General features: G+C 58.4%; 21 protein-coding genes and 2 tRNA genes. 3 read left to right on the top strand and 20 right to left on the bottom strand.

The window, feature by feature from the left end; translation table 11 throughout:
• Positions 1-93 precede the first annotated feature (93 nt).
• The 14 genes from rpoC to G5S37_RS02465 all read right to left on the bottom strand — a co-directional run bounded on the left by rpoC (position 94) and on the right by G5S37_RS02465 (position 16017).
• Positions 94-4233 (bottom strand): DNA-directed RNA polymerase subunit beta', encoded by a 4140-nt coding sequence (gene rpoC, locus G5S37_RS02530; protein WP_165200469.1) that lies wholly within the window; start codon positions 4231-4233, stop codon positions 94-96.
• A gap of 36 nt (positions 4234-4269) precedes the next feature.
• The gene (gene rpoB / locus G5S37_RS02525; RefSeq protein ID WP_165200467.1) at positions 4270-8109 is read right to left on the bottom strand and encodes a DNA-directed RNA polymerase subunit beta; all 3840 of its coding nucleotides are present in this window, start codon (positions 8107-8109) and stop codon (positions 4270-4272) included.
• A 329-nt stretch (positions 8110-8438) separates the two neighbouring features.
• A complete protein-coding gene (gene rplL, locus G5S37_RS02520) occupies positions 8439-8819 on the bottom strand; it encodes a 50S ribosomal protein L7/L12 (protein WP_165200465.1) in 381 nt (126 codons plus the stop codon).
• A 140-nt stretch (positions 8820-8959) separates the two neighbouring features.
• Entirely contained in the window at positions 8960-9475 is a 516-nt protein-coding gene (rplJ, locus tag G5S37_RS02515) for a 50S ribosomal protein L10 (protein ID WP_165200463.1), read from the bottom strand.
• A gap of 18 nt (positions 9476-9493) precedes the next feature.
• The gene (gene rplA / locus G5S37_RS02510; RefSeq protein ID WP_113959506.1) at positions 9494-10198 is read right to left on the bottom strand and encodes a 50S ribosomal protein L1; all 705 of its coding nucleotides are present in this window, start codon (positions 10196-10198) and stop codon (positions 9494-9496) included.
• Between the two features lie 68 nt (positions 10199-10266).
• Complete coding sequence (gene rplK, locus G5S37_RS02505) at positions 10267-10692, bottom strand: 50S ribosomal protein L11 (protein ID WP_113959507.1); 426 nt, start codon at positions 10690-10692, stop codon at positions 10267-10269.
• 71 nt (positions 10693-10763) lie between these two features.
• Entirely contained in the window at positions 10764-11333 is a 570-nt protein-coding gene (gene nusG / locus G5S37_RS02500; protein WP_165200461.1) for a transcription termination/antitermination protein NusG, read from the bottom strand.
• A 59-nt stretch (positions 11334-11392) separates the two neighbouring features.
• A complete protein-coding gene (locus G5S37_RS02495) occupies positions 11393-11602 on the bottom strand; it encodes a preprotein translocase subunit SecE (RefSeq protein WP_165200459.1) in 210 nt (69 codons plus the stop codon).
• 36 nt (positions 11603-11638) lie between these two features.
• A tRNA-Trp gene (locus G5S37_RS02490) sits at positions 11639-11714 on the bottom strand.
• Positions 11715-11845: 131 nt separating this feature from the next.
• Positions 11846-13030: an elongation factor Tu gene (tuf, locus tag G5S37_RS02485; RefSeq protein ID WP_165200457.1), complete on the bottom strand. Its 1185-nt coding sequence runs from the start codon at positions 13028-13030 to the stop codon at positions 11846-11848.
• A gap of 62 nt (positions 13031-13092) precedes the next feature.
• Positions 13093-13167: transfer RNA gene (locus G5S37_RS02480), tRNA-Thr, on the bottom strand.
• A gap of 335 nt (positions 13168-13502) precedes the next feature.
• Positions 13503-13859 (bottom strand): diacylglycerol kinase family protein, encoded by a 357-nt coding sequence (locus tag G5S37_RS02475; protein ID WP_165200455.1) that lies wholly within the window; start codon positions 13857-13859, stop codon positions 13503-13505.
• Positions 13856-14638: a hypothetical protein gene (locus G5S37_RS02470; protein ID WP_165200453.1), complete on the bottom strand. Its 783-nt coding sequence runs from the start codon at positions 14636-14638 to the stop codon at positions 13856-13858. Before G5S37_RS02470 ends, G5S37_RS02475 begins: the two co-directional genes overlap by 4 nt.
• Before the next feature lie 68 nt (positions 14639-14706).
• Complete coding sequence (locus tag G5S37_RS02465; RefSeq protein WP_165200451.1) at positions 14707-16017, bottom strand: amino acid permease; 1311 nt, start codon at positions 16015-16017, stop codon at positions 14707-14709.
• A 157-nt stretch (positions 16018-16174) separates the two neighbouring features.
• On the opposite strand from G5S37_RS02465, the gene G5S37_RS02460 reads away from it, so the two are divergent.
• Positions 16175-17311 carry a hypothetical protein gene (locus tag G5S37_RS02460; RefSeq protein WP_165200449.1) on the top strand — a complete coding sequence of 379 codons (1137 nt, stop codon included), beginning with the start codon at positions 16175-16177 and terminating at the stop codon, positions 17309-17311.
• Here G5S37_RS02460 and G5S37_RS02455 read toward each other — a convergent pair.
• The 5 genes from G5S37_RS02455 to G5S37_RS02435 form a co-directional block, all read right to left on the bottom strand.
• On the bottom strand, positions 17285-17809 hold the full coding sequence (locus tag G5S37_RS02455) for a hypothetical protein (protein WP_165200447.1): 525 nt from the start codon (positions 17807-17809) through the stop codon (positions 17285-17287). The genes G5S37_RS02460 and G5S37_RS02455 overlap by 27 nt on opposite strands.
• 134 nt (positions 17810-17943) lie before the next feature.
• On the bottom strand, positions 17944-18933 hold the full coding sequence (locus G5S37_RS02450) for a DUF3500 domain-containing protein (protein WP_165200445.1): 990 nt from the start codon (positions 18931-18933) through the stop codon (positions 17944-17946).
• 121 nt (positions 18934-19054) lie between these two features.
• On the bottom strand, positions 19055-20032 hold the full coding sequence (locus tag G5S37_RS32480; RefSeq protein WP_240914784.1) for a LuxR family transcriptional regulator: 978 nt from the start codon (positions 20030-20032) through the stop codon (positions 19055-19057).
• 102 nt (positions 20033-20134) lie between these two features.
• On the bottom strand, positions 20135-20872 hold the full coding sequence (locus G5S37_RS02440; protein ID WP_206026034.1) for an IS5 family transposase: 738 nt from the start codon (positions 20870-20872) through the stop codon (positions 20135-20137).
• 134 nt (positions 20873-21006) lie between these two features.
• Entirely contained in the window at positions 21007-21474 is a 468-nt protein-coding gene (locus G5S37_RS02435; RefSeq protein ID WP_165200441.1) for a DUF5069 domain-containing protein, read from the bottom strand.
• A gap of 209 nt (positions 21475-21683) precedes the next feature.
• Between G5S37_RS02435 and G5S37_RS02430 the strand changes: the two genes are divergently transcribed.
• Positions 21684-22079 (top strand): hypothetical protein, encoded by a 396-nt coding sequence (locus G5S37_RS02430; RefSeq protein ID WP_165200439.1) that lies wholly within the window; start codon positions 21684-21686, stop codon positions 22077-22079.
• Between the two features lie 96 nt (positions 22080-22175).
• A complete protein-coding gene (locus tag G5S37_RS02425) occupies positions 22176-23159 on the top strand; it encodes a lipase family protein (protein WP_165200437.1) in 984 nt (327 codons plus the stop codon).
• A gap of 53 nt (positions 23160-23212) precedes the next feature.
• Here G5S37_RS02425 and G5S37_RS02420 read toward each other — a convergent pair whose 3' ends face one another.
• Positions 23213-24010, bottom strand: coding sequence for a tetratricopeptide repeat protein (locus tag G5S37_RS02420; RefSeq protein ID WP_165200435.1), 798 nt, complete (start codon positions 24008-24010; stop codon positions 23213-23215).
• Positions 24011-24067: the final 57 nt, after the last annotated feature.

The raw sequence follows: 24067 nt of genomic DNA, 5'->3' as shown, positions 1-24067 counted from the left end.
CCCCCATCCCACCAACGCACAAAAAACCCGCCTGGTTCACAGGCGGGTTTTTCGGTAAGAGTTTTAGTTCTTCGCGAACAGGCTCTGGCTGGCTTACGCCACTTCTTCCTGAGTCTCCGCGGTGGAGTAGGCCACCTTGACGGTCTCGTTGATGTGGAAGTCGCGGTTGCTTTGGAAACCGGTACCAGCGGGGATGAGGTGTCCCATGATGACGTTTTCCTTGAAGCCGCGGAGCAGGTCGTTCTTCGCCAGGGTGGCGGCTTCGGTAAGAACACGGGTGGTGTCCTGGAAGCTCGCGGCGCTGATGAAGCTGTCCGTTTCGAGGCTGGCCTTGGTGATGCCGAGGAGCACCGGCTCGCCGCTCGCGGGCTTGCCGCCCTCGTCGGAGACGCGCTGGTTCTCGCGCTCGAACTGGAGGCGGTCCACCTGATCGCCCCAGAGGAACGTGGTGTCGCCCGGTTCGGTGATCTTCACCTTGCGCAGCATCTGGCGGATGATGATCTCGACGTGCTTGTCGTTGATTTCCACGCCCTGGGCGCGGTACACTTCCTGCACTTCGTTCACCAGGTGCTCGCGCAGAGCCTGAGGTCCGAGGATCTCGAGGATTTCATGCGGCACGACCGCGCCTTCCGTGAGCTGGTCGCCCTTGGTGACCACATCGCCGTTCTGCACGAAGATGTGCTTGCTGCGCGGGATGAGGTGTTCCTCCTGCTGGCCGGACTTCGGATCGGTGATGAGCACCTTGCGCTTGCCACGTACGAGGCCGGCGATTTCGATGACACCGTCGATCTTCGCGATTTCGCACGCGTCCTTCGGCTTGCGGGCTTCGAAGAGTTCGGCCACACGCGGCAGACCGCCGGTGATGTCCTTCGTCTTGGAGGCCTTGCGAGGCGTCTTGGCCAGAATGGTACCGGCTTCGATCTTCTCGTTGTTCTTCACCGAAAGGTGAGCGCCTGCAGGGATGGTGTAGCTGGCGAGGATTTCCTTCGTCTTCGGATCCACCACGACGATCTGCGGGTGCAGGTCTTCCTTGTGCTCGATGACGACGGTCTCTTCATTGCCGGTCGCCTGGTTGACGGCCTTGGTGAAGGTCACACCGCTCATCATGTCGCGGAATTCGATCTTACCCGCCTTCTCCGTGATGATCGGCACGTTGTACGGATCCCAGGTGACGATGGTCTCGCCCTTCTTCACCTTGCCATGCTCTTCCTTGGCAATCACGGCGCCAAGCACGATCTTGTGGGACTCGAGCTCGCGGCCATCGTCATCAAGGATGCTGATGGTACCGTTCTTGTTGAGAGCGATCCAGCCTTCCGGGGTCTGCACGACGCGGATGTCGTTGAAGCGGAGGGAACCGTTGTTCTTCGCGACGATGATGGGCTGCTTGAACGCACCGCTCGCCACACCACCGACGTGGAACGTACGCATGGTCAGCTGCGTTCCAGGTTCACCGATGGACTGGGCGGCCACAATGCCGACCGCTTCACCCACCTTCACCATACGGCTGGTGGCGAGGCTGAGGCCGTAGCACTTGGAGCAGCAACCGCGCTTGCTTTCGCAGGTGAGCACGGAGCGGATCTTCAGCTTCTCCACACCGATCTTCACGAGCTTGTTCGCCACGTCTTCGGTGATGAGCTGGCCGTGCTCCACGATGGTGTTCTTGCGATCCACCGGATCATGCACGGTCTCGCAGGAGACACGTCCATAGATACGGGTCTTGAGATCCACAACCTCTTCGTCACCCTGATAGATGGAGGAGAGGTGGATGCCGTTGACCGTGCCGCAATCATCTTCCGTCACGATGACGTCCTGGGCCACGTCGACCAGCTTGCGGGTCATGTAGCCGGAGTCCGCCGTCTTCAGAGCGGTGTCGGAAAGACCCTTACGAGCACCGTGCGTGGAGATGAAGTACTCCAGCACCGTGAGGCCCTCACGGAAGTTCGAGGTGATGGGACGCTCAATGATGGAGCCGTCGGGCTTGGCCATAAGGCCGCGCATACCGGCGAGCTGCTTGATCTGCGTCTTGTTACCACGGGCACCGGAGGTGACCATGATGTACAGCGGGTTGTGGTACTTCTTGCCGTCGTTGAACTCGAGCGTGCGGAACACCTCGTCGGTGACCTGATCGCCAGCTCCGGTCCAGATGTCGATGACCTTCTGGTACTTTTCACCGGCGGTGATGATACCGTTCTTGTACTGCTTCTCGACCTTGGTGACTTCGGCGCGAGCCGCGTCCACCTTGTCGTACTTCGCCTTCGGAATCACCATGTCGGTGATGCCGATGGAGCAGCCGGACTTCATGGCTTCGCGGAAGCCGAGGTTCTTCAGACGGTCCAGAGCCGCCACCGTTTCCTGGTGACCGGTCTTCTGGAAACAACGCCAGATGATGTCCGAGAGCTGCTTCTTGCCCACAGTGTTGTTGTAGTAACCGAGCTCGTCGGGCCAGATTTCGTTGAAACGAATGCGGCCAGCGGTGGTCTCGATGACCGCCTTGGTCGGGTCGCCATAGGTGCGGCCCTTGCTCTGGAAGTCCGGGTTGCGGTAGAGCACCTTCTGGTTCACTTCCACAGCGTTTTCGCTGAGGGCGAATTCCACTTCGGACGGGTCGTTGAAGAGCGGGAGGCGCGGAGCATCCTTCTTCTTCTTGCCGTCATCATGCTGCGGGATTTCGCGCAGGTAGGTGAGGGCGAAGCAGCCCAGCGGGATGTCCTGGGAAGGAGTCATCACGGGCTTGCCGCTCGCAGGGGAGAACAGGTTGTTCGGAGCGAGCATGAGGAGGCGGGCCTCCATCTGCGCTTCGATCGACAGCGGCACGTGCACAGCCATCTGGTCACCGTCGAAGTCCGCGTTGTAAGCGGTACACACGAGCGGATGCACGCGGATGGCTTCACCTTCGATGAGCTTCGGTTCGAAAGCCTGGATCGAGAGGCGGTGCAGGGTCGGCGCACGGTTGAGCAGCACCGGGTGTCCGCGGGTCACCTCATCGAGGATGTCCCACACTTCCGGGGTGCGGCGCTCAATCATCTTCTTGGCGGAGCGCACGGTATGCACGAGGCCAAGCTCCTTGAGACGGCGGATGATGAAGGGCTCGAACAACACGAGCGCCATCTTCTTGGGAAGACCGCACTGATGCAGACCGAGGTCCGGACCGATCACGATGACGGAACGACCGGAGTAGTCCACTCGCTTGCCCAGCAGGTTCTGGCGGAAACGACCGGACTTGCCCTTGAGCATGTCGGACAGGGACTTCAGCGGACGGTTGCCCGCACCGGTCACCGCACGGCCGTGGCGGCCGTTGTCGAACAACGCATCGACAGCTTCCTGCAGCATGCGCTTTTCGTTGCGGATGATGACATCCGGCGTCTTGAGCGAGAGCAGGTTCTTGAGACGATTGTTACGGTTGATGACACGACGGTAGAGGTCGTTCAAGTCGGAGGTCGCGAAGCGGCCGCCTTCGAGGGGCACCAGCGGACGGAGGTCCGGCGGGATGACCGGCAGCACTTCCATGACCATGTACTCCGGACGGGTGTGCGAAGTGGCAAAGCCCTGGCAAAGCTTGAGACGCTTGGCGATCTTCTTGCGAAGCTGCTTGGAGCGGGTCTTCGTCATGGCCAGCTCGAGTTCCTTGACCATTTCCGCCAGGTTCGCCTGGGCGAGAATGTCGCGGATGGCCTCGGCACCCATGCCGACCTTGAAGCTTTCGGCACCGTACTGGTCCTCAGCTTCGCGCAGTTCCATTTCCGTGAGGAGCTGGCCGCGCTGCAGCGGGGTGTTGCCAGGGGAGACGACGATGTAATCTTCGTAGTAGATCACGCGCTCCAGCGAACGGGCCGTCATGTCGAGCATGAGGCCGATGCGGGAAGGCATGCACTTGTAGAACCAGATGTGCGTGACGGGCACGGCCAGCTCGATGTGGCCCATGCGCTCACGACGCACGCGGCTCAGGGTCACTTCCACGCCGCAACGGTCGCAGATGACGCCCTTGTGCTTGATGCGCTTGTACTTGCCGCAGGCGCACTCCCAGTCACGCGTGGGACCAAAGATGCGCTCGCAGAAAAGACCGCCCTTTTCAGGCTTGAAGGTACGGTAGTTGATCGTCTCCGGGTTCTTTACTTCGCCGTGGCTCCAGGAGCGGATGCGATCCGGTGAAGCAACGGAGATGGAGACCATGTCGAAGCCGCCGGTCTTGTGCGACTCCCCGAAGATTTCCTTGAGATGGTTATCAAAACTCATGGGTTCTTGGTATGGATGGTGGTTTCTCTTCGGAAATTACATGCCGACAGCAGGAGCGAACCCGCCCAGCATTTCCTCTTCGTTGGTGTTCCGGTTCACGACTTTCACGTCGAGTCCGAGGCTCTGCATTTCCTTGATGAGCACGTTGAAGGATTCAGGTGTGCCGGCCTCGAGGGCGTTGTCGCCCTTGACGATGCTTTCATAGATGCGCGTGCGGCCTTGCACGTCATCCGACTTCACGGTGAGGAGTTCCTGCAGCGTGTAGGCTGCACCGTAGGCTTCGAGGGCCCACACTTCCATCTCACCGAAACGCTGGCCACCGTACTGGGCCTTGCCACCCAGCGGCTGCTGGGTCACGAGGGAGTAAGGTCCAACCGCACGGGCGTGAATCTTGTCCGCCACAAGGTGTCCGAGCTTCAGCATGTAGATGTAGCCGACAACGACCTCCTGGCCGAAGGGCTCGCCAGTGCGGCCATCATAGAGCTTGCTCTTGCCGTTCAGGCCGATCCACTCGTAGCCGGGCTTGGCCTTGGCTTCCTTGAGGTATTCGAGAATTCGCTCTTCCTTGATACCGTCGAACACCGGGGTCGCGACCGTGAAGCCGAGGGCCTTGGCTGCGACGCCAAGGTGGGTCTCAAGCACCTGGCCCACGTTCATACGGGAAGGCACGCCGAGCGGGTTGAGGCAGATGTCCACGGGGGAACCGTCCTCAAGGAAGGGCATGTCTTCTTCAGGCACGATGGTGGCCACCACGCCCTTGTTGCCGTGACGTCCGGCCATCTTGTCACCGACGCTCAGCTTACGCTTGCTGGCGATGAACACGCGGACCTGCTTGATCACGCCGCTCTCCATTTCGTCGCCCTGCTCGATGCGGTCGAGGGACTGTTCACGCTCGGTGTCGGCCTCGTCGAACTTCGCCTCGAAGGCGGCGACGATGTCCATGATCTTGTTACGGACCGGGGACTGGTCGATTTCGATCGTGCGCCAGTTTTCAGCCAGCGTGCGGAGGAGGGTCTTGGTGATCTTCTTGTTCGCGCCGATGATGACTTCACCGGTCTCGCCGTTCACCACGTCGAGCGGGATCTTCTCGTTGAGGAGGATCTCGGAAAGCTTCTCCGTGAGCTGCTCGGTGAGCTGCTCCGTCTTCTGCTTGTGGTCTTCCACGATCTGCTTCGTCTGCTTCTTCTGCTCAGCAGGCGAGAGGCGCTCCTTGTCAGCGCCGGTGCGGGAGGACACACGCACATCCATGACGATACCGGTGCAGCCGGAGGGAACACGCAGGGAGGTGTCCTTCACGTCCGCGGCCTTTTCACCGAAGATGGCGCGCAGGAGGCGCTCTTCAGGAGCCAGTTCGGTTTCGCTCTTCGGAGTGATCTTGCCGACGAGAATGTCGCCAGGCTTCACTTCCGCGCCGATGCGCACCACGCCGTCTGCACCGAGGTTCTTCAGCGCTTCGTCACCCACGTTCGGGATGTCTCGCGTGATTTCCTCAGGGCCGAGCTTCGTGTCGCGGGCGCCGATTTCGAAGTCCTCAATGTGAATGGAGGTGTAGATGTCTTCCTTCACCACCTTGCGGCTGATGACGATGGCATCTTCGAAGTTGTAACCGTTCCACGGCATGAACGCGACGAGCATGTTGCGGCCCAGTGCGAGTTCGCCGTTGTGCGTGCAGGGACCGTCGGCAAGGACGTCACCCTTCTTGATCTTCTGGCCGCGCTTCACCAGCGGACGCTGGTTGATGCAGGTGCCCGCGTTGGAGCGCATGAACTTGCGCAGCGGGTAGAAGTACACGCCCTTCTCAGGGTCGGTCACCACCTTCAAGGGCTCGGTCGCGAAGACCTTCTCGGTCACGGGAAGCTGACCGTCCTTGGTCACGATGATGAAATCGGCGGTAGCGCTGGCCACGACGCCTGCGGAGTCCGACACGATCACGGCTTGTGAGTCGCGAGCGGCCTTGGATTCCATGCCGGTGCCGACGAACGGCGCTTCTGCTTCGAGAAGCGGCACGCCCTGGCGCTGCATGTTCGAGCCCATCAGAGCGCGGTTGGCGTCATCGTGCTCGAGGAACGGAATCAGCGAGGCGGCGACGGACACGAGCTGCTTCGGCGAGACGTCCATGTAGGTCGCCTGCGCGGGAAGCACTTCAAGGAACTCACCACGGTAACGCGCGGTGACCTTCTCTTCCTTGAACTTGCCCTTGTCGTCCGTGACGTTGTTCGCCTGGGCGACCGTGTGGTTCTCTTCCTGGTCGGCGGTGAGGTAGTCGATCTTCTCGGTCACCACGCCGTTTTCCACACGACGATACGGCGTCTCGATGAAGCCGAATTCGTTGATGCGGGCGTAGGAGCAGAGGGAGTTGATCAGACCGATGTTCGGACCTTCCGGGGTCTCAATCGGGCAGATGCGGCCGTAGTGCGAGGTATGCACGTCGCGCACTTCGAAGCCGGCGCGGTCACGATTCAGACCGCCAGGTCCGAGAGCGGAAAGACGACGCTTGTGGGTCAGCTCGGCCAGAGGATTGATCTGGTCCATGAACTGGCTCAGCTGGGAGCGCGCGAAGAAGTCGCGCACCACGGCGCTGAGCGCCTTCGGATTGATGAGCTTCTGGGGCGTCATCACATCCATGTTCACATCAAAGAGGGTCATGCGCTCCTTCACCAGACGCTCGGTGCGGGCGAGGCCCACGCGGCACTGGTTGGCAAGGAGTTCACCCACGGCACGCACGCGGCGGCTGCCAAGGTGGTCAATGTCGTCAAGCACGCCTTCACCAGCGCGCAGCTTGAAGAGGTAACGCAGCGCGGAGACGACGTCCTCGGAGATGAGGATGCGCTCATCGGAGTCGACCTTGATGCTGAGCTTCTGGTTGATCTTGTAGCGACCGACGCGGGTAAGGTCATAGCGCTTCGGATCGAAGAACAAGCGCTTCACAAGGGCGCGGGCGTTCGGGATCGTGGGCGGGTCTCCAGGGCGGAGGCGGCGGTAGATTTCCTTGAGGGCCTCGTCTTCATCGTGCGCCACATCCTTGCGGAGGGAGGCGATGATGAGGTCGTCCTGGGACGCGGTGACGCAGCGAAGGCCTTTGTGGCCAAGCTGGATGAGCTGGCGCACGATGCCCTGCGTGAGGGGCTCATAGGCGCGGGCCACGATGAGCTCGCCATCAAGCACGTCCTTGAAGATGACCTTCGCGGCCAGTTCTTCTTCGGACATGGTTTCCTTCAGCTTCAGGTCCTCAATGGGATAGAAGAGCTTGAGGATGTCCTCGTCACCGGGATAGCCGATCACGCGAAGCAGCGTGGTCGCAAGGAACTTGCGGCGGCGGCGGCGGCGGTCGAGGTAGACGTAGAGAAGGTCGTTCGTGTCGAACTGGACTTCCAGCCAGGTACCGCGGTCAGGGATGATGCGGAAGCCGAACAACCAGCGGCCGTTCAGGTGCTGCTGGGTTTCAAAGCAGATGCCAGGGGAGCGGTGCAGCTGGCTCACCACGACGCGCTCGGCGCCGTTGATGACGAAGGTACCGCGGGTGGTCATCATGGGCAGTTCGCCCATGTACACGCGCTCCTGCTTCGCACCGGCTTCATCACGCAGTTCATAGGTGACATACAGCGGGGCGCTGAAGGTCTCCGCGTCGCGGATGGCCTGGAGGGGGGAAAGCTTGGGTTCGCCGATTTCGTAATGCGTGAAATCGAGCGTCATCTTCTCGTCGTAACTGGCGATCGGGAAGACTTCACGGAAAACTGCCTGCAGGCCGATGTCCTTGCGCTTGCTCGGAGTGACGTCCTTTTGCAAGAACTCCTCGTAGGACCTCAACTGAATCTCGATCAGATTCGGCGGGTCAACAGGTTCCTTCAGTTTGCCAAAGTTAATGCGCTGGGACATACGACGGGGTGGCTGTGAGTTGGCAAGGGTTGGAGCAAATCCGGAAGGACGTTCCGGTGAAATGGGGGGCGGCAGGGCGGCGACGCGACCGGGACTCGGAAGCGGGCCTATGTTATTTCACTGAATTTGAAGACAAAAACGCCGCCGGATGCGAACGCATCCGGGGCGCAAAACAGAGAGGCAGACCGCGACCCATTCTGCAGGCACGGCGCACCGAAACGGTGCGGGGTGACTGGCAGAAAGGGGAAAAAATCGGCATTGCGGGTGTCTGTTTTCGGGGAGGTGTGATTCGCGACCACAGGGGCCGCGAATCACGGGTGTAAAAGCACTTACTTGATCTCGACTTTGGCGCCGGCAGCTTCGAGCTTCTTCTTGGCTTCTTCGGCTTCCTCTTTCTTGACGCCTTCCTTGACCTTGGCTCCGCCTTTTTCGACGAGGGCCTTGGCTTCGGCGAGGCCGAGGCCTGCGACGAGTCCGCGCACTTCCTTAATGACCGCAATCTTGTTGCCGCCACCATCAACGAGGATGACGTCGAACTCGGTCTTCTCAACAGCCGCAGGAGCGGCAGGGCCACCGGTAGCGGGGCCAGCGACGGCGACAGGAGCGGCGGCGCTCACGCCCCACTTGTCTTCAAGGGTCTTCACAAGTTCAGCGACTTCCAGGACGGTAAGGCCGCTGAGGGTATCAACGATGTTATTCAGGTCTGCCATAGTAGTATTTCGGTGTCGCCGTCACCCGGAGCTCCGGGTATTTTGAGGCTGGAAGCTTCCAGCCCGGCAAGGAACCATTGGATGTTTGGACGTTCAGGCGGGGTCTCCCCCGCCATCTAATCAAAGGGGTGAAATAATGATTACGCTGCTTGTTCGCCTTTGGCCTTGAGGACGCGGGCAAGAGAAGCGGCGGGTTCGTTGAGGAGGCGAACCAACGTGGAAGCGGGAGCCTGGAGAACACCGAGGAGCTGGCCAAGGAGCACTTCGCGGGAAGGCAGGTCGGCCAGGTTGTTGATGTTGTCGACACCGAGGAACTTGCCGTCGAGCACGCCAGCCTTGAGCTGGGGCTTCTGGAACTCGGTCGAGAAGGTCTTCATCACCTTCGCGGCGGCGCAGACGTCCTTCTCACCAGTCACGATGGCGGTCTGTCCGGTGAGGGACTCGCCGAGCTCGGCAGGAAGTCCGGCCTTCGTGGTGGCCTGCTTCACAAGGGTGTTCTTGTACACATGCATCTCAGCACCGGTGGCGCGGAGGCGCTTGCGCAGCTCTTCGAACTTGTCGACGGTGAGACCAGCATAGTCCACGACGAACAGGAACGGGGAGGCGTTCACCTTCTGGAGAAGGTGGTCAATCAAAACAGTCTTTTCAGCTTTCATGGTCTGGGGTCCTTCCCGTTAAGCGGCGATCTTGAGGTACTTGGTGACGTCCACCTTCACGCCGGGGGACATGGTGGAAGCGAGCGTGATGCTCGCCACGTAGCGACCCTTCGCACTGGCGGGGCGGGCGCGCATAACGGCTTCGATGAGAGCGTTGCCGTTCTCAACAAGGGCCTTCGCATCGAAGCTGACCTTGCCAATGCCGGCGGCGATGTTGCCGTTCTTGTCGAGCTTGAAGTCGGCTCGGCCGGCCTTCACTGCCTTCACTGCACCAGCGGTGTCATCCGTCACGGTGCCGGTCTTCGGGTTGGGCATCAAGCCACGCGGACCGAGCTGCTTACCGAGTTTACGCACTTCGGTCATCGCAGCGGGAGTGGCGATGGCGACATCGAAATCCGTGAATCCATCCTTCACCTTGGCGATGAGGTCTTCGTAACCGACGATTTCAGCGCCAGCGGCCTTCGCGGCAGCAGCGGCGTCGCCCTGGGCGAACACGGCCACCTTTACCGACTTACCGGAACCGTTGGGCAGCGGGCAGGTGCCGCGGACCATCTGGTCAGACTTCTTCGGGTCGACGGTAAGCTTGAAGGACAAGCTCACCGTTTCGGAGAACTTGGCGGTCGGGAGCTTCTTGATCAGCTCGGCAGCTTCTTCGAGGGAGAAGAGCTTGTCGGCAGGCACCATTTCGGCGGCCTTGTTGTAGCGCTTGCTTCTTTGTTTCATGGATGGGGTGCAGTGGTAGCGAGCCGCGAGGCTCTCCTGCGGATTTGGATGTTATGACGACTGAAAACTTAGCCGGCGATCTCAATGCCCATCTGACGGGCAGTACCGGCCATAATGCGGCAGGCGGCGTCCAGGTCAGTGGTGTTGAGGTCGGCAATCTTGGCCTTGGCCACATCTTCAAGCTGCTTGCGGGTCAGCTTGGCCACCTTGGTCTTGTTCGGCTCCTTGGAGCCGGAAGCCAGGTTGGCAGCCTTCTTGAGCAGAATGGAGGCCGGGGGCTGCTTCGTGATGAAGGTAAAGCTCTTATCCTTGTACACGGAGATGACGGTCGGCAGGATGTCGCCGGCCACCTTCTGTGTAGCTGCGTTGAACTCCTTGCAGAACGCCATGATGTTCACGCCCGCCTGGCCCAGCGCAGGTCCGATCGGGGGGGCAGGATTGGCGGCTCCAGCCTTGATCTGAAGCTTGATGACTTTGACGACTTCTTTGGCCATTGCTGATTACTCCGTGTTGTGCGTTAGGTGTTTAGAAAATTGAATTGCGCGGGGCGCATTGAAACGAGCCACTAGGCTTTCTCGACCTGCCAGTACTCGAGGTCCACCGGCGTAGCGCGACCGAAGATGTTGACCGAGACGCGAAGCAGGCCCTTCTCGGGATCCACTTCTTCGATGATGCCAGTCTGGCTTTCGAAGGGACCGTCCGCCACGCGGACACTGTCACCAACGGCGAAGGAGAACTTGGGCTTGGCGCCTTCTTCGCGCTCCTTGATCTGGCCAAGGAGAGTTTCCACTTCCTTCGGGCGAAGCGGAATCGGATGATCCTTGGTACCGGCGAAATTGAGGAAGCCGTCCGTTTCCTTTACGAAATGCCAGGCCTGGACGACAGGTTTGTTGTTTTCATCCAGCAGCCACATGTTGGCCAGGATGTAACCAGGGAACACCTTGCGGGTAGACTCGCTCTTCTTACCCTTCTTGACCTCGGCCACACGCTCGGTCGGCACGATGACTTTGTAGATGTAGTCGCCCATCTCCTCAGTCTGGATGCGGCGCTCCATGTTCTCACGCACCCGCTGCTCCAGTCCGGCGCGGACGTGAAGCACGTACCACTGATCACGAGGTGAGGGGATGATAGGCATGAGAGAGACGAAAAATGGAAATCTGGAAGCTGGCAGCAGGACCGGCGACTAAGCAGGGACTAGGTCGTGAAGGCGCGGAAGAACATGCGCAGGACGAAGTCGAAGAAACCCACGAAACCGGAAAGCAGGATCATGGCAACAAACACCACGATGGTGGCATCAGTGAGCTCCTTGTACTTGGCGAAGCCCTTTTCCTTGGGATCCCAAGGCCAGGTGGCCTTCTTGAGCTCAGCCCAAACTTCGGAAAGATAGCGCGACAGGCGGGTCATTTGAACGTCAAGGAGGCTTCGACTTTCCGGGAAAATTGGCACGCCAGGAGGGACTCGAACCCCCAACCAATGGTTTTGGAGACCACTACTCTACCAATTGAGCTACTGGCGTATGCGTCTTGACGGACAGTCGTTATTTCTAGTGCAGTTTGAGAAAATTTCAAGCTAGTGCCTTGAGGCGACAAGACCGCCGCGAGACTTTTCAGCCTCGCGACGGCTGTTCCAAACGGCACTAAAGGATCATCAGTCGAGGATGTCGCCCACGCGGCCGGCACCAACGGTACGGCCACCTTCGCGAATGGCGAAGCGCATCGTCTTCTCCATGGCGATCGGGGTGATCAGTTCGACTTCAACCGAAACATTGTCGCCAGGCATCACCATCTCCACGCCATCGGGGAGCTTGACGGTGCCGGTCACGTCCGTCGTACGGAAGTAGAACTGCGGACGGTAGTTGCTGAAGAAGGGGGTGTGACGACCACCTTCATCCTTGGAGAGGACGTACACCTCAGCCTTGAACTTCTTGTGAGGCTTCACGGAGCCGGGCTTTGCAATCACCTGTCCACGCTCGACGTCGGTCTTCTTCACACCACGGAGAAGGAGGCCCACGTTGTCACCCGCACGACCTTCATCGAGGAGCTTGCGGAACATTTCGATGTCCGTGACAGTGGTCTTGACGGTGGGGCGGATGCCGACGATTTCGACTTCGGACATCTTCTTGATGATGCCGCGCTCGACACGACCGGTACAAACGGTGCCACGACCTTCAATCGCGAACACGTCTTCAACGGGCATGAGGAAGTCCTGATCAATCGGACGCTCGGGAAGCGGGATGTAGCTGTCAACCGCGTCCATGAGCTTGAAGATGTTCGCCTTCTGTTCAGCGTCACCTTCAAGAGCCTTGAGGGCGGAGCCCTTCACGATCGGAATGTCGTCGCCAGGGAAGTTGTACTTGCTGAGCAGGTCGCGCACTTCCATTTCCACGAGGTCGAGAAGCTCGGCGTCGTCCACCATGTCAACCTTGTTCATGAACACCACGATGGCGGGCACACCCACCTGACGGGCGAGCAGGATGTGCTCACGGGTCTGGGGCATCGGGCCGTCAGCGGCGGAAACCACAAGAATACCACCGTCCATCTGGGCAGCACCGGTGATCATGTTCTTCACATAGTCAGCGTGTCCAGGGCAGTCGACGTGCGCGTAGTGGCGCTTGTCGGTCTCATATTCCACGTGGGCGGTATTGATGGTGATGCCGCGCTCTTTTTCTTCCGGAGCGGCGTCGATTTCATCATACTTCTTTGCCTGGGCGAAGCCCTTTTCCGACAGCGTCGTCGTGATCGCAGCGGTGAGCGTGGTTTTGCCGTGGTCAACGTGGCCAATCGTGCCGATGTTGACGTGCGGCTTGTTCCTCTGGAATGTTTCTTTGGCCATTGTCTTGGGTTAGTAGTGCTCGTTTGGTGTTTGGGGGAAAAGTTGCGAAATCCGAGAGACAATGGAGCTTGTGGTGGGAATTGAACCCACGACCTCGTCCTTACCAAGGACGTGCTCTACCCCTGAGCTACACAAGCGCACCAACGTCTGTGGAGACGCGCCCTTATCCCGCAAAGACAAAAAGACCCTTCCACACATACGCGTGGAGAGGAAGGTCCCCCGGTCCTTGCCGAAAAAGAGGTCCGCAAGGTACTGGCCTGGCAATCTCTGTCAAAAAAAGTTTGGTATTTTTTTGAGCATTTTTCCTAACGGATCTTAACAGAACAGGGGTGAATTGAGCCATTTCGACTCAATTTCGAACGATTCACGACCCCCGGCATGCGCCCGGAACGCCTCACCACGCGAGAAACGAGGTGGTGCACCGCACTTAAACAGCTGATTTTCAGGCAGTAATCATTCTATACAGCCCTGATTAAGCGACGAACCTCGGCAAAAACACGATCGCGGCGACCACCATGGCAAATCCCGCCGCCAATAAAACTGCCGCTGCAGCCATATCTTTTGCCCGGCCAATGAGGGGGTGCCGCTCCAGCGTGATCGCGTCACACGCCAACTCAATCGCGGTATTCACCGCCTCAGCCACCCAGACCAGGGCCATGGCCAAGATTAGTGCCAGCCAATCCCCCCGGCCCAGGCCGACCACCAGTCCCAGCCCCACCACCCCCACCGAAGCCAGTAGGTGCCAACGGGCATGCGGCTGGGACTTCAGCAGGTCCGCCAGACCGACAAAAGCGCAGCGGAAGGCGGACCATTTGAGGGTGAGCTTCATGGCTCGAGATTCAGGACTTTCTTCCATCCCTTCGGGGTATCAAGATAGAAACTGCCATCTCTACCCTGAAGCACCAGTATCTGCTTCATGGTCAGCTCCACCTCTCCGGCCTTCGCCTCGATAAGCGCACGTGCTGCGCCTGTTTGCGACTCGGGTCGTGCAGTCAGAAGTGCCACAGAATGCCCCTCGCGCACCTCCAGCTGGTCCGTGGACGTCACCCTTGTACTTACCTGTACCGCGGCACTCAGAAAAGGGGAGACATCGGTGTCGCTCATGTCTGCGAAACCTTCCACCATGGCCTTTAGTCGGTCACTGTCCTTGCGGCACAGAGCCTCTACTAAAGACAGACTCCATGCTTTCCACTTGCCCGCCGAGCCGCTTTTCAATACTCCCGGTTCAATGGCGGCCTTCCATTCCTCAGGAAGAAGCCTGAATCCACCCCTCCGCTCCCGCGGCTCCTCGAAATTCAATTCCACCGGAGTCGATTGACCCTTGATCACCAATGCGCATGACAGGTCGTCCAAGGACAAGTCTTGCGCCGAGGGGCCTGTAATTCTGATTTCATTAACCCCCTCTTTCAAGGGTGTATCCGAAACTCTAACCGTGGAGACCGGCCCTCGCACAATACCCAACGGCTCACCGTTCAACCACACGACAAGATCACCTTCCACTTTCCACACCGTCACCACCATTTCCGTGCCTGGGACTTGGGGTGGCGATACAGTCGCTATTTGGTGTTCGCGCTTGCAAGACACGAGCATGACCGTCAGCAGCAGCACAACTGACCGGACCCAAGAGGCCGCGGCCTGCTGGTATCTTCTTCTCGAATGGTTTGAAGATTTGGGACTCACTGGACCAGCTTCCGACGGTTTCGCGTCAAATAGTACAACACCACGCCAATCAGCAAAGTCACAAGCCCCCACGCGCTCTCCACCGGCTTGTCGATGGCAAGCGCCACCAGCATCCACACGCTGACCAAAGAATACAGAATGATGGGCAGCGGATAGAGCGGCACCCTGAAGGGACGCTCGGCCTTGGGCATCCGTCGGCGCAGCCAGGGCACGGCCAGCACACAGAGGAAGGAAGACAACAGCAGCAACCCCTGGATGTAGATGAGGAGCTGCTCAAACCGTCCCGTGAGCATGAGCCCCAGGACGAACACGGTGATGAGCACCACCGCGAGCCAAGGAGCACCGAGCCTGTTGGGCCGATCCAATGCGCGCAGGGAGTGCGCATCCTGCCCAATCACCCGCAGCACCCGCGTGCCGGAGAAGAGCATGGCATTCACATGGGCGATGAGTCCAAAAGCAATCAACGCTCCTGCTGCGTCTCCCCCACTCTGGCCAAAAATGGCACGACCCGAGATGAGCCCCACCTGCTCCTGATTATTCATCGCCTCCCAGGGTGTGGTGATGAGGAAGACTGCATTCAGCAGCACATACAACACCATCACCGAGACGGTGCCCCACACCAAGGCACGCGGCACATTGCGATGCGGATCGCGAATTTCGCCGGCGACATACGCCGCCGCGTTCCAACCCGCATAGGCATACATCACATACACCAGTGAGACAGCGTACGACTCGCTCACGTACAGCCTGGCGTCGCCCGCCTTGGGAGCAAGCAGGGACCAGTCTTTGCCCGCCATGAAGAAAGCGCCGGCGATGAACGCGAGGATTAGCCCGAATTTCAGGACGGTGAACCCCAACTGAAAGCGCTCGATGAGCTGCAGATGGCAGAGCTGCACCAGCATGATGCCCAGCACCAAGCCCACACCCAGCGCCTGCGGATTCAACTGGGGCCAGATGCCGTGCATGTAGCTGCCAAACAACAACGCCGCAGCCGCAATGGGAGCGGCGAATCCCGCCGTCATGCTCACCCACCCCGCCAGAAAACCCAGCAGAGGATGAAATGCGGTGGCCAGCAGATGGTACTCCCCTCCTGACCGCGGAAGCATGGCACCCAGCTCGGCATAACAAAGCGCACCGCACAGCGAAAGGATGCCCCCGGCTGCCCACAATACCAGGATGGGAAACCCGGAGGGGATGCCCGGAAGCTGAAACCCCAAGCTGGTGAACACCCCGGTGCCCACCATGCTGGCCACGACAATCGAGGTGGCGGCTGAGAGAGATAGACTCGGGGCGCGGGCTTCAGACACGGCGCATCAATTCACAGAATCCGCCGATGGCATCCGGAATTTTCTCCTTCCTATTGAGACGGGCTTTATGCGATCGGGATTCCTGCTAGCCTGCAGTCACATGTGCCGTCATCGCTTCCTCCTGCGGTCTGTTTCCCTGGTGTGCACGGTCAGCGCGATGCTCTTACTGACCCACTGCAGCACCACTTCCGAACCGGTGGAGGTGCCCAGGGCGGAGGCGGTGGATGGCAGCGAGCCCGAGACCGATCCCACCCCGGTAAATCTCAATGTTCCCACCGACGCGGTCGCACTAAACGATGCGGCACGCTTTCTGGCAGGCATGCCGCCTCTCGGTGGCCAGGATTCCTTCCGCGAACTGCGGGCCTCGCCCCAATGGCAAAGCCACGCCACCCGCATGAATGGCCTGTGGCACGACTTCACACTGCGCCACGGACAACCGGTGAGCACCTGGGCCAGCACGGAAATCAGCGACCTGCGGCGCGCAAGTGCGGTCTTCTACCCCTTCAGCGGACCGGACTTCCTCTTTGCCCAGCTCTTCTATCCCAATGCGGACACCTACCTGCTTTGCGGCCTGGAGCCTTGCGATCCCCTGCCCGATTGGGGCTGGCTCACGCCGGATGACATCGCCTCCGGTTGCGATGGCCTCTACAACTCTCTCGATAACATCCTGCAGTTCTCCTACTTCATCACGAAGGAGATGAAGTCAGACCTACAATCCACACGCTTCCGCGGCGTGCTACCGGTCTTCCTTGTCTTCCTCGCCCGCACCGGTCACGCGGTGGACAGCATCGACGCCGTGAAACTCGATGGAGATGGCAATCCCGTGGTGATTTCCAAATCCAACGGCACCCCGCCCGGCCTGCTCATTCGCTATCACGGCGGGGGCGGCTCGAAGCGCCTGTACTACTTCTCCCAGGACCTCGGTGACGGCGCCTGCAAGCCCGACGGACCCTTCCTGCGCTTCGCCACCTCGCTCGGAAAGCCGGCCGTGCTCGCAAAAAGCGCCAGCTACCTGATGCATGAGCCCTACTTCAGCAATGTCCGCAATCATGTGCTCACGCACTGCCGCGGCATCGTGCAGGATCCCAGCGGCATCCCTTACCACGCATTCGGCGAGCATCAATGGCAGGTGAACCTTTATGGCAACTATGTGCACACGCTCGACATCTTCCAAAAGTACGAGCAGCCGGATCTCTACACGGCCTACCAAAACTTTGGAATGCCCATCAAGTTTGGCATTGGCTACCTCACGGATCCCGCCACGACTTCACTTATGGTTGCGCGGCCCGATTGAGACAGCCGCCCGCACTCCTCCGAGCGGGGCATTCTCCTTGGGCTGGGTTCCATCCACCACCATGAACTGGCTGCGGAACTTCGGGCCGAAGAAGCACAGCAGCGGACCTTGGGGCGTGGCGATGGCAAAGTCATACACGGCATCTCCACGGGGCTTCAACTCCGCCAGCGGAATGCGCCAGCAGCGCTTCCCGATACTGAAGGGAAGCGGTTCATGGCAGAGGAACAGCAGCTGTCCATCCTGATAGCAGGACAGCTTATCCTTCACGGTCAGTTCGTTTACCTTGCAGTGCTCTCTGATGGGCCGGAGCTTTCCGAAATCGCAGACCTGGACCTGCCACCGCTTCAGGCCATCAAACACCTTTGAGGTGCTGAGCAGGTACCAGCAAAAGACAAAACAAACCGCGGACAGACCGGCGAGCAAGATGCCGATGGTGACATAGTTCTCCGCAACAGAGGTGAGGAGAATAAAACTGGAAAGGTCGTCTGGGAAATCCATAAGCCTGCGATTCACCCGCCCGCGTACATCGCGGGAGATAAAGAAATGTAAACCGCGTCGCGAAAATGTGAACGTAAATTTATCAGCCCCGCATTGCAATCAGACGCGCAATGCGAGGCAAGCTTTGGTGGGTTTTACGCGGTCTCCTTGATGTGTGCCCAGCAATGCACGTGCGGTGCGCCCCGGAAGTACCAGATCATGGCAGGCCCCTCGATCTGCCAGATGTCCCACACACCGTCATTTCCAATGTCGTGGTTTTTGCTGAAGGCCATGTGCAACGTATCGAAGCCATTCTTCTCGATGAGCTTCATGGATTCCGCCGCATCCTCCTTGCGGAAAGGCAGCAGGAGATCCGCGAGAACCTTGCGCACGAGATCCTTCTGGTCCGCGGACAAAGCGCCGACCGGGATCCCATCCAACCCGCTGCTCTTGCCGGAGAGTTTCACCGTGTTATTCCCCTGTTCACCACGGAGATTATCCACCAGGGCGAGCTCCCGCTGCTTTCCATCGAGCGCGGCAAAGACCTCGTTCGCGCGCTTGGCTTGGTACCAATAGACATTGCCAGCGTGATCCGCCTCCTCGTTGAAGGACTTCGCCGCGTGGCCGTAGAAGATGGGTCCGCCGAATGCCGTGCCTTCCAAGCTATCGCCATCCGCGCGGCGCGTGCAGTGCCGGCCCGTGAGCACGAACTGGAACTTGCCAGTGCCAGGCTCGCCGAAGAGCGCGATGCTCGCGCTGCCGAAGCCACCGTCGCCCTGGTTATCCGCGTCGAACTGCTCCCAGACCTTCTGCTTGTATTCGTCGCTGTGAAGCTTGTCGAAAGCCTCGCGCACCATCGCCTGCTGATCCTTGTTCAGCACCGAATCGATGCGCTTCGGTGTGATGTGCCAGTTGTTGTCCACCTTGCCGCGCAGCTTGTGCTCGTAGGGGAAGCAGAGCTCCTTGCGCTGTGCCTCATCGAGCGACTTGTACAGCGTGGTGACGAGTGTTTCGGAAGCGGGCAGCTTCGGAGCAGCAGCGGCGGTGCTCGCCTCAGCATAGGCGTGACCACCAATCAGGGCGCCACCGGCAGCGGTGAGTCCTTGGAGAATGAAATCGCGGCGGGTAGGCGTAGGCGTGTTCATGGCAGGAGTTACGGGGTAGCTGCGGTCATGTTACAAGAATTGTGGATGGGGTTGCAAGCTCGCCCGGAGGCAGTGAGTTCAAAGACAAGCGGCTTCTTCAGCATCCAGTCCACAATGTACGCTAATTTTGCAAAACGGCCGCGTTTCGCGCAGCGGCAACGGCTGCGGTGCGGGTCTCCACACCGAGCTTCGCAAACAGGTGTTCACGATGCTTGTCTACCGTACGCTCCTTCATCCCCAGGATGATTGCTATCTCACCATTGCGCTTCCCCTCAGCCATCCAGTGAAGCACCTCCGCTTCGCGCAGTGTCAGTCCGAGTACTTGCAGCACCTTCACCGTCTGCTCCATACGGGACTCGACAAAGCTCAAACGACGCACGTGCGTCGAGCTGCGCATGCCTTGGCAAATCTCATCCAAAGCGCCTTCGATGCGCACGAGACCGCTGCAGGTGCAAGACAGGCGGCACCCAGGCAGGTCCCAAATCCGAACTAACCCAAGCGCAGGAGAGCCCTGCAGCCAGGACCGGATTTCCACTGGGAGACCATCAGCAGTATGAACGGAAAAGTGCTCACGTGCGAGGCGCCGTGCGTGCTCGGTGGCATAGACCAAGGCCCCACTGTCATCTACCAGCATGACCGCCTCGTTATTCATAGCGACATCACATAGCGCCAAGACCACCTCCCGGTCTATCATGTTCTGAATCATGCACTGTACGTGCGGCAGAAACAATTCCAGCAAGCTCGCGTCGTCAGGACGGAAATCACTCCCAGAACGGCTAAAGGCCAGCGCAATGGTATTCTCACCGTTCACATCGAGAGTTGCGGCAAGTTGACGGCGCATCCCGAGCTTGCGGAAGTAATCGTGGTACAGCCCAGTCTGCTTGAATCTCCGCAAAGTCGTGTAATCTGACCACCGCGCCGCCCGCATGGGCTCGCCAGGCCTTCGCATAATAAGCTCAATGAGCGGGTGCTGATGAATGTGCGCGTTGAACACTTCCATTTGCTCTGCCGGAACAGGGCAAGTTGTAGTGTAGACACCCATCTGGTCACCATGCACCGTGTTGACCATTTGGATGTCGACCCTAAAAAGAGTCTGCATGGCGCGCAGCAATCCCGAACCCAATTCCGCTGAGTAACGGCACTCCTGGAGCGCCAGTACTGCCTTGGAGAAACGAGCTAGGTCGTGTCTGAAAACCTGTATTTAGGACCTTAGCCAGTCAATCACTGCGGCGAAGTGAATAAGGGACAGGAAGTTCTGAGCGAGCTTGTCACGACGGGTGGCGGTGCAGCCCCATCGCTTCAAGCGGCAGAAGAAGTTCTCCACCCGGTATCGAGTGCGGTAGAGTTTCTTGGGGATGCGCACCTGGTGTTTGCGGTTCTTCTTGGTGGGGAAGCACGGTTGATGACCCAAGGCGCGTAGTGTGTCGCGAAGTTTGTCATCATCAAAACCCTTGTCCCCCACGATGCGCAGATTACATCCCACTCTGATTAGATTGACCACATGACGTCCTTCGTAAGCCTGTCCTTCAATGAGAGCTGTGTTGACCAAGCGACCTCGGGCATCGGTCAGAGCCATGAGCTTGGTGTTGCGTCCACCACGCGTCTTTCCCATGGCTTGTGCGGCAGCACCGCCAGCGGGATTGGCCGCACATTGGTGCACCAGGATGTGAGTGCCATCCACCAAGCGCACCGGACCGCGGACTCGGCGCGTGAAGACCTCCAGGATTTTGAACCAAAGGCCCTCCTTGGCCCAGCGGCTGTGCCAGCCGTGAATGGTGGAGTACGGCCCGAACCGCTCTGGAAGGTCACGCCAGGGCCCTGCGTTGCGCAGGCGATAGAACAGGGCGTCCAATAACAGGCCCAAGTCGGTGCGAGGCCGCCCGCCTTGATTTACCTGGGCACCACCATTTTTGTGAGCCGCTTTTTCAGCGGCTCCCACCAGAGAAATCGAACTTTCATGTCGTTCCTATGCTGCCACCAAATGCCCTCTGAGCCACGTTATTTAAGACTCATTTGAGGTTCTCAGACACGACCTAGGTCCCCGGCACTCATATACATTCGGGTAGAACACTGTCAGAGACGCCCCTCCTCCAAATCGTAAATATCCAGGTAGTGATATACAGGCCGGTGCTTTGGCACGTGTCGCGCAATGTACTCTTCCATGTACTCCTGCGCGAAGTCGGGAGCCTCACTCAACCGAAGATCCCGGATACGGTTGTTCCACTTGATGATTTCCAGTCGTTCTCGGGGCTGTGCATGTGCGGCAATCCAGTCCGCAACTTCTAAGTCCGTGGCGCCCGTAGCAACAAAAGCCTTCAAATCTTCGGGTTCGAGTCCCGTGAACTCGAAGAAGAGCCAATCCAGTGAATTCGGACCCGCAAAAGTGTATTCGCCGAGCTGGTCAACCAAAGCCGCCCTGGCTTTGTCCACGATACGTGCCGCGAGCACGTAACCCCCCAGCGTTTCCCGTGGACTGCGCGGAAAAACAGCACGCAAATCAAGCGCTTGCCTGACAAGAGACTCTGGGAAACGCACAGCCATCTCGCGGAGAAACTGAATCTGTAGTCAATACGCGGTTCCGCGTATGGCAGTCAAGTCGAAATCTGGAATGCTTGTCCGTGTGTGGCTGCGGTTTCAAACACCGCAAAAGCGATCTAGCCAACTCAAGGCAACAGAACCTCCACCCTTTCACACCCAAGGGATCACAAATCCAATTAATTAAATTCAACAATACTAACCAGAAGAAAGCTATGGCTACAAACATTGGAAATCAGACAAAAGGCGATGACCTCGACTTGGCAAACGGAGCACTGTTAGTGAACAATGCCTACGCAACATTCCAATATGAGGGTCAGCAACTGCAATTCTTAATCGAGCTAGCCCTTGTCGCCAAGGGAGAAGACAACAAGGACGTTGCGTCAAAGTTCAGCGCAATTCTTTCCGTTCATCCCAAGGCATCTGAGGGAAAATGTACCTATTTTTCCCCCCAAGGACATAAGCTCATTACGACAGTTTCAGTGACGGATTGGCAATACGACGAAAAAGTTCTCTCAAACACAAAGTGCACACTCACAGTGCACTTTGTTGTGACCCAAGGTGTCTTCAGTGCCGACGGGTACATTTTTAAGAAAAAAATGTTCCCCTGACCACACAGGCAGTGCGCGGAGCTGAGCCTCCCTGGTAGTTTCGCTGCTGCCTAATTCAGGAATATCCAAGTTCAACAACGCTGATCGCTCTTGAGAATGTACACCAACATTCAGACAAAATTCACCTTGGGCATTCTTGCCAATGCTCAGATCAATGAAAAGGGTGACAAAAATTCATTGGAGGCGAGCCTGTCTAAAAATTTAGACGAAGGGCTACTCTTCTTCAAAGAAGAGATTGGCGAATGGGAACGTGTTTGGGGGCCTTCTGTCTTCCAAGCACGACCATTCTCCAAATATGCGGACCAAGCTGTGTATGTCGCTCGGAGGCGCGACCGGGCAGACTATGTTGTTGCCCTTTCGGCAGTCAATCCATCATCCATTTATGACTGGCTGATTCTTGCTTTCAATATTTATCCACAGAAAAGATGGCCGTATTCGCAAGACGATCCGCGGATTGCCGACGGAACCCAAATCGCACTAGACCACATCAGAACTCTCCGCAGTAAAAGACGATCGCTTTTGGAGTTTTTGAAGACCATCTATCGCCGATCACTAGTAACCGTAGTAGGACACAGTTTTGGTGGAACCATGGCTCCCGTAGTTGCATCATGGCTGCACGAGGAAATGCGATTCTGGGACAGGAATGATCAGATCGACGTGTCGTGCCTAATCTCTGGAGCCTCTACTCCCGGCAATCTCGCGTTTACTCAATACTATGCCGGGCTTGGCCTCGCAAAAAGGACCACGCGGATCCGTAATATTTTCGATCCCGCAACTTACAATTTCGCAGCGAATGGAATGGAAAAAATTCCTACCCTCTTCGGTCAAGAGTACTATAGCGAGAAGATCGCGAAGACAATCAAAAGAATGCGGGCACGAGCGATCAAGGCTGGAGGCTACGAATTTCTCCATTCTGTAGAGGATCTCAAATTGCGTGGGCAAATCAACGAGAACATCACAGGCGATGACGACGAATCCCGATGGATCGCACAAGCACAAGAACAGCATATTTGGGCTTACTACGACCTGATGGACACGAAGAAGCTTCTGGTAGTTCACCCTAGGCCTAAAGTGAACTAACGATAGCTGCTTGGGCAGACATTATTTGCCTACCGATGAATGAGGAAGCTGAGCTATTCCTTCAGCTTCTCCTCCACCAGCTCATCACGCGCCGCGCCGAGGGCCACGGCTTTCTCATAGTGACGCTTCGCCAATTCCAAGGCCGGGGGCTTGCGCTCCAGGTACATGATGCAGAGATTGAAGTGGGCGTTGGCGTATTTGGGATCGAGCTCGATGGCGCGGAGAAGCTCAGCTTCGGCTGCATCCAGCCAGCCAAGTTTTTTCGATACTGCCGCAAGGTAGTTGTGCGCACGGGCATCGGTGGGATCCTCGTGGATCGCGCGTCCGATGGCATGAAGGGCGTAGTACAGGTCGCCCTTCTCATAGCTCACCAGACCGAGTGCCACCCAGGTCTGCTGCAGATCTGGATTGATGGCGACTGCCCTGCTGAAGAGTGCCTGCGCTTCTTTCAAGCGGCCGGACTGCTGCTCCACCGCACCGAGGTTGGCGTGGGTGAGCGCATTGAGCGGATCCTCGCGCAGCATCTGCTCATAGTATTTCCGCGCCGTGTCCCAGTCCTTGCGACCAAAGGCCTGGGCAGCGAGTTCAGAGATCGTGGTGTTGTTAGCTGGCAAGGTGCCGGTCTTGGTCTGATTGGGAAGACCGAGCGTAGCAGCGTCACCGGTCTTCTGTGGAACTGGAGCCTTTTCTTTGTCCGCCTCATTTTTTGGCGCGTCCTTTGATGGGGCAGTTTCAGGTGCAGGAGCAGGTGTTGCCGCAGGCGCGGCGGGAGCAGGCTTCGTTTCTTGGGAAAAAACTGGCGAGATAGCGAGCGTAAAAGCAAAAATCAGACACTGAGCAGGGGCGGGCATGGCGCAAATATCCTCAGGGTGAGCGCTCAGGCAAAACAGATTTCTCTTGCCTGACAT

Source organism: Roseimicrobium sp. ORNL1 (genome assembly GCF_011044495.1).
In the GTDB taxonomy this organism is placed as follows: Bacteria; Verrucomicrobiota; Verrucomicrobiia; order Verrucomicrobiales; family Verrucomicrobiaceae; genus Roseimicrobium.
This window is presented reverse-complemented; position numbering and strand designations above follow the sequence as displayed.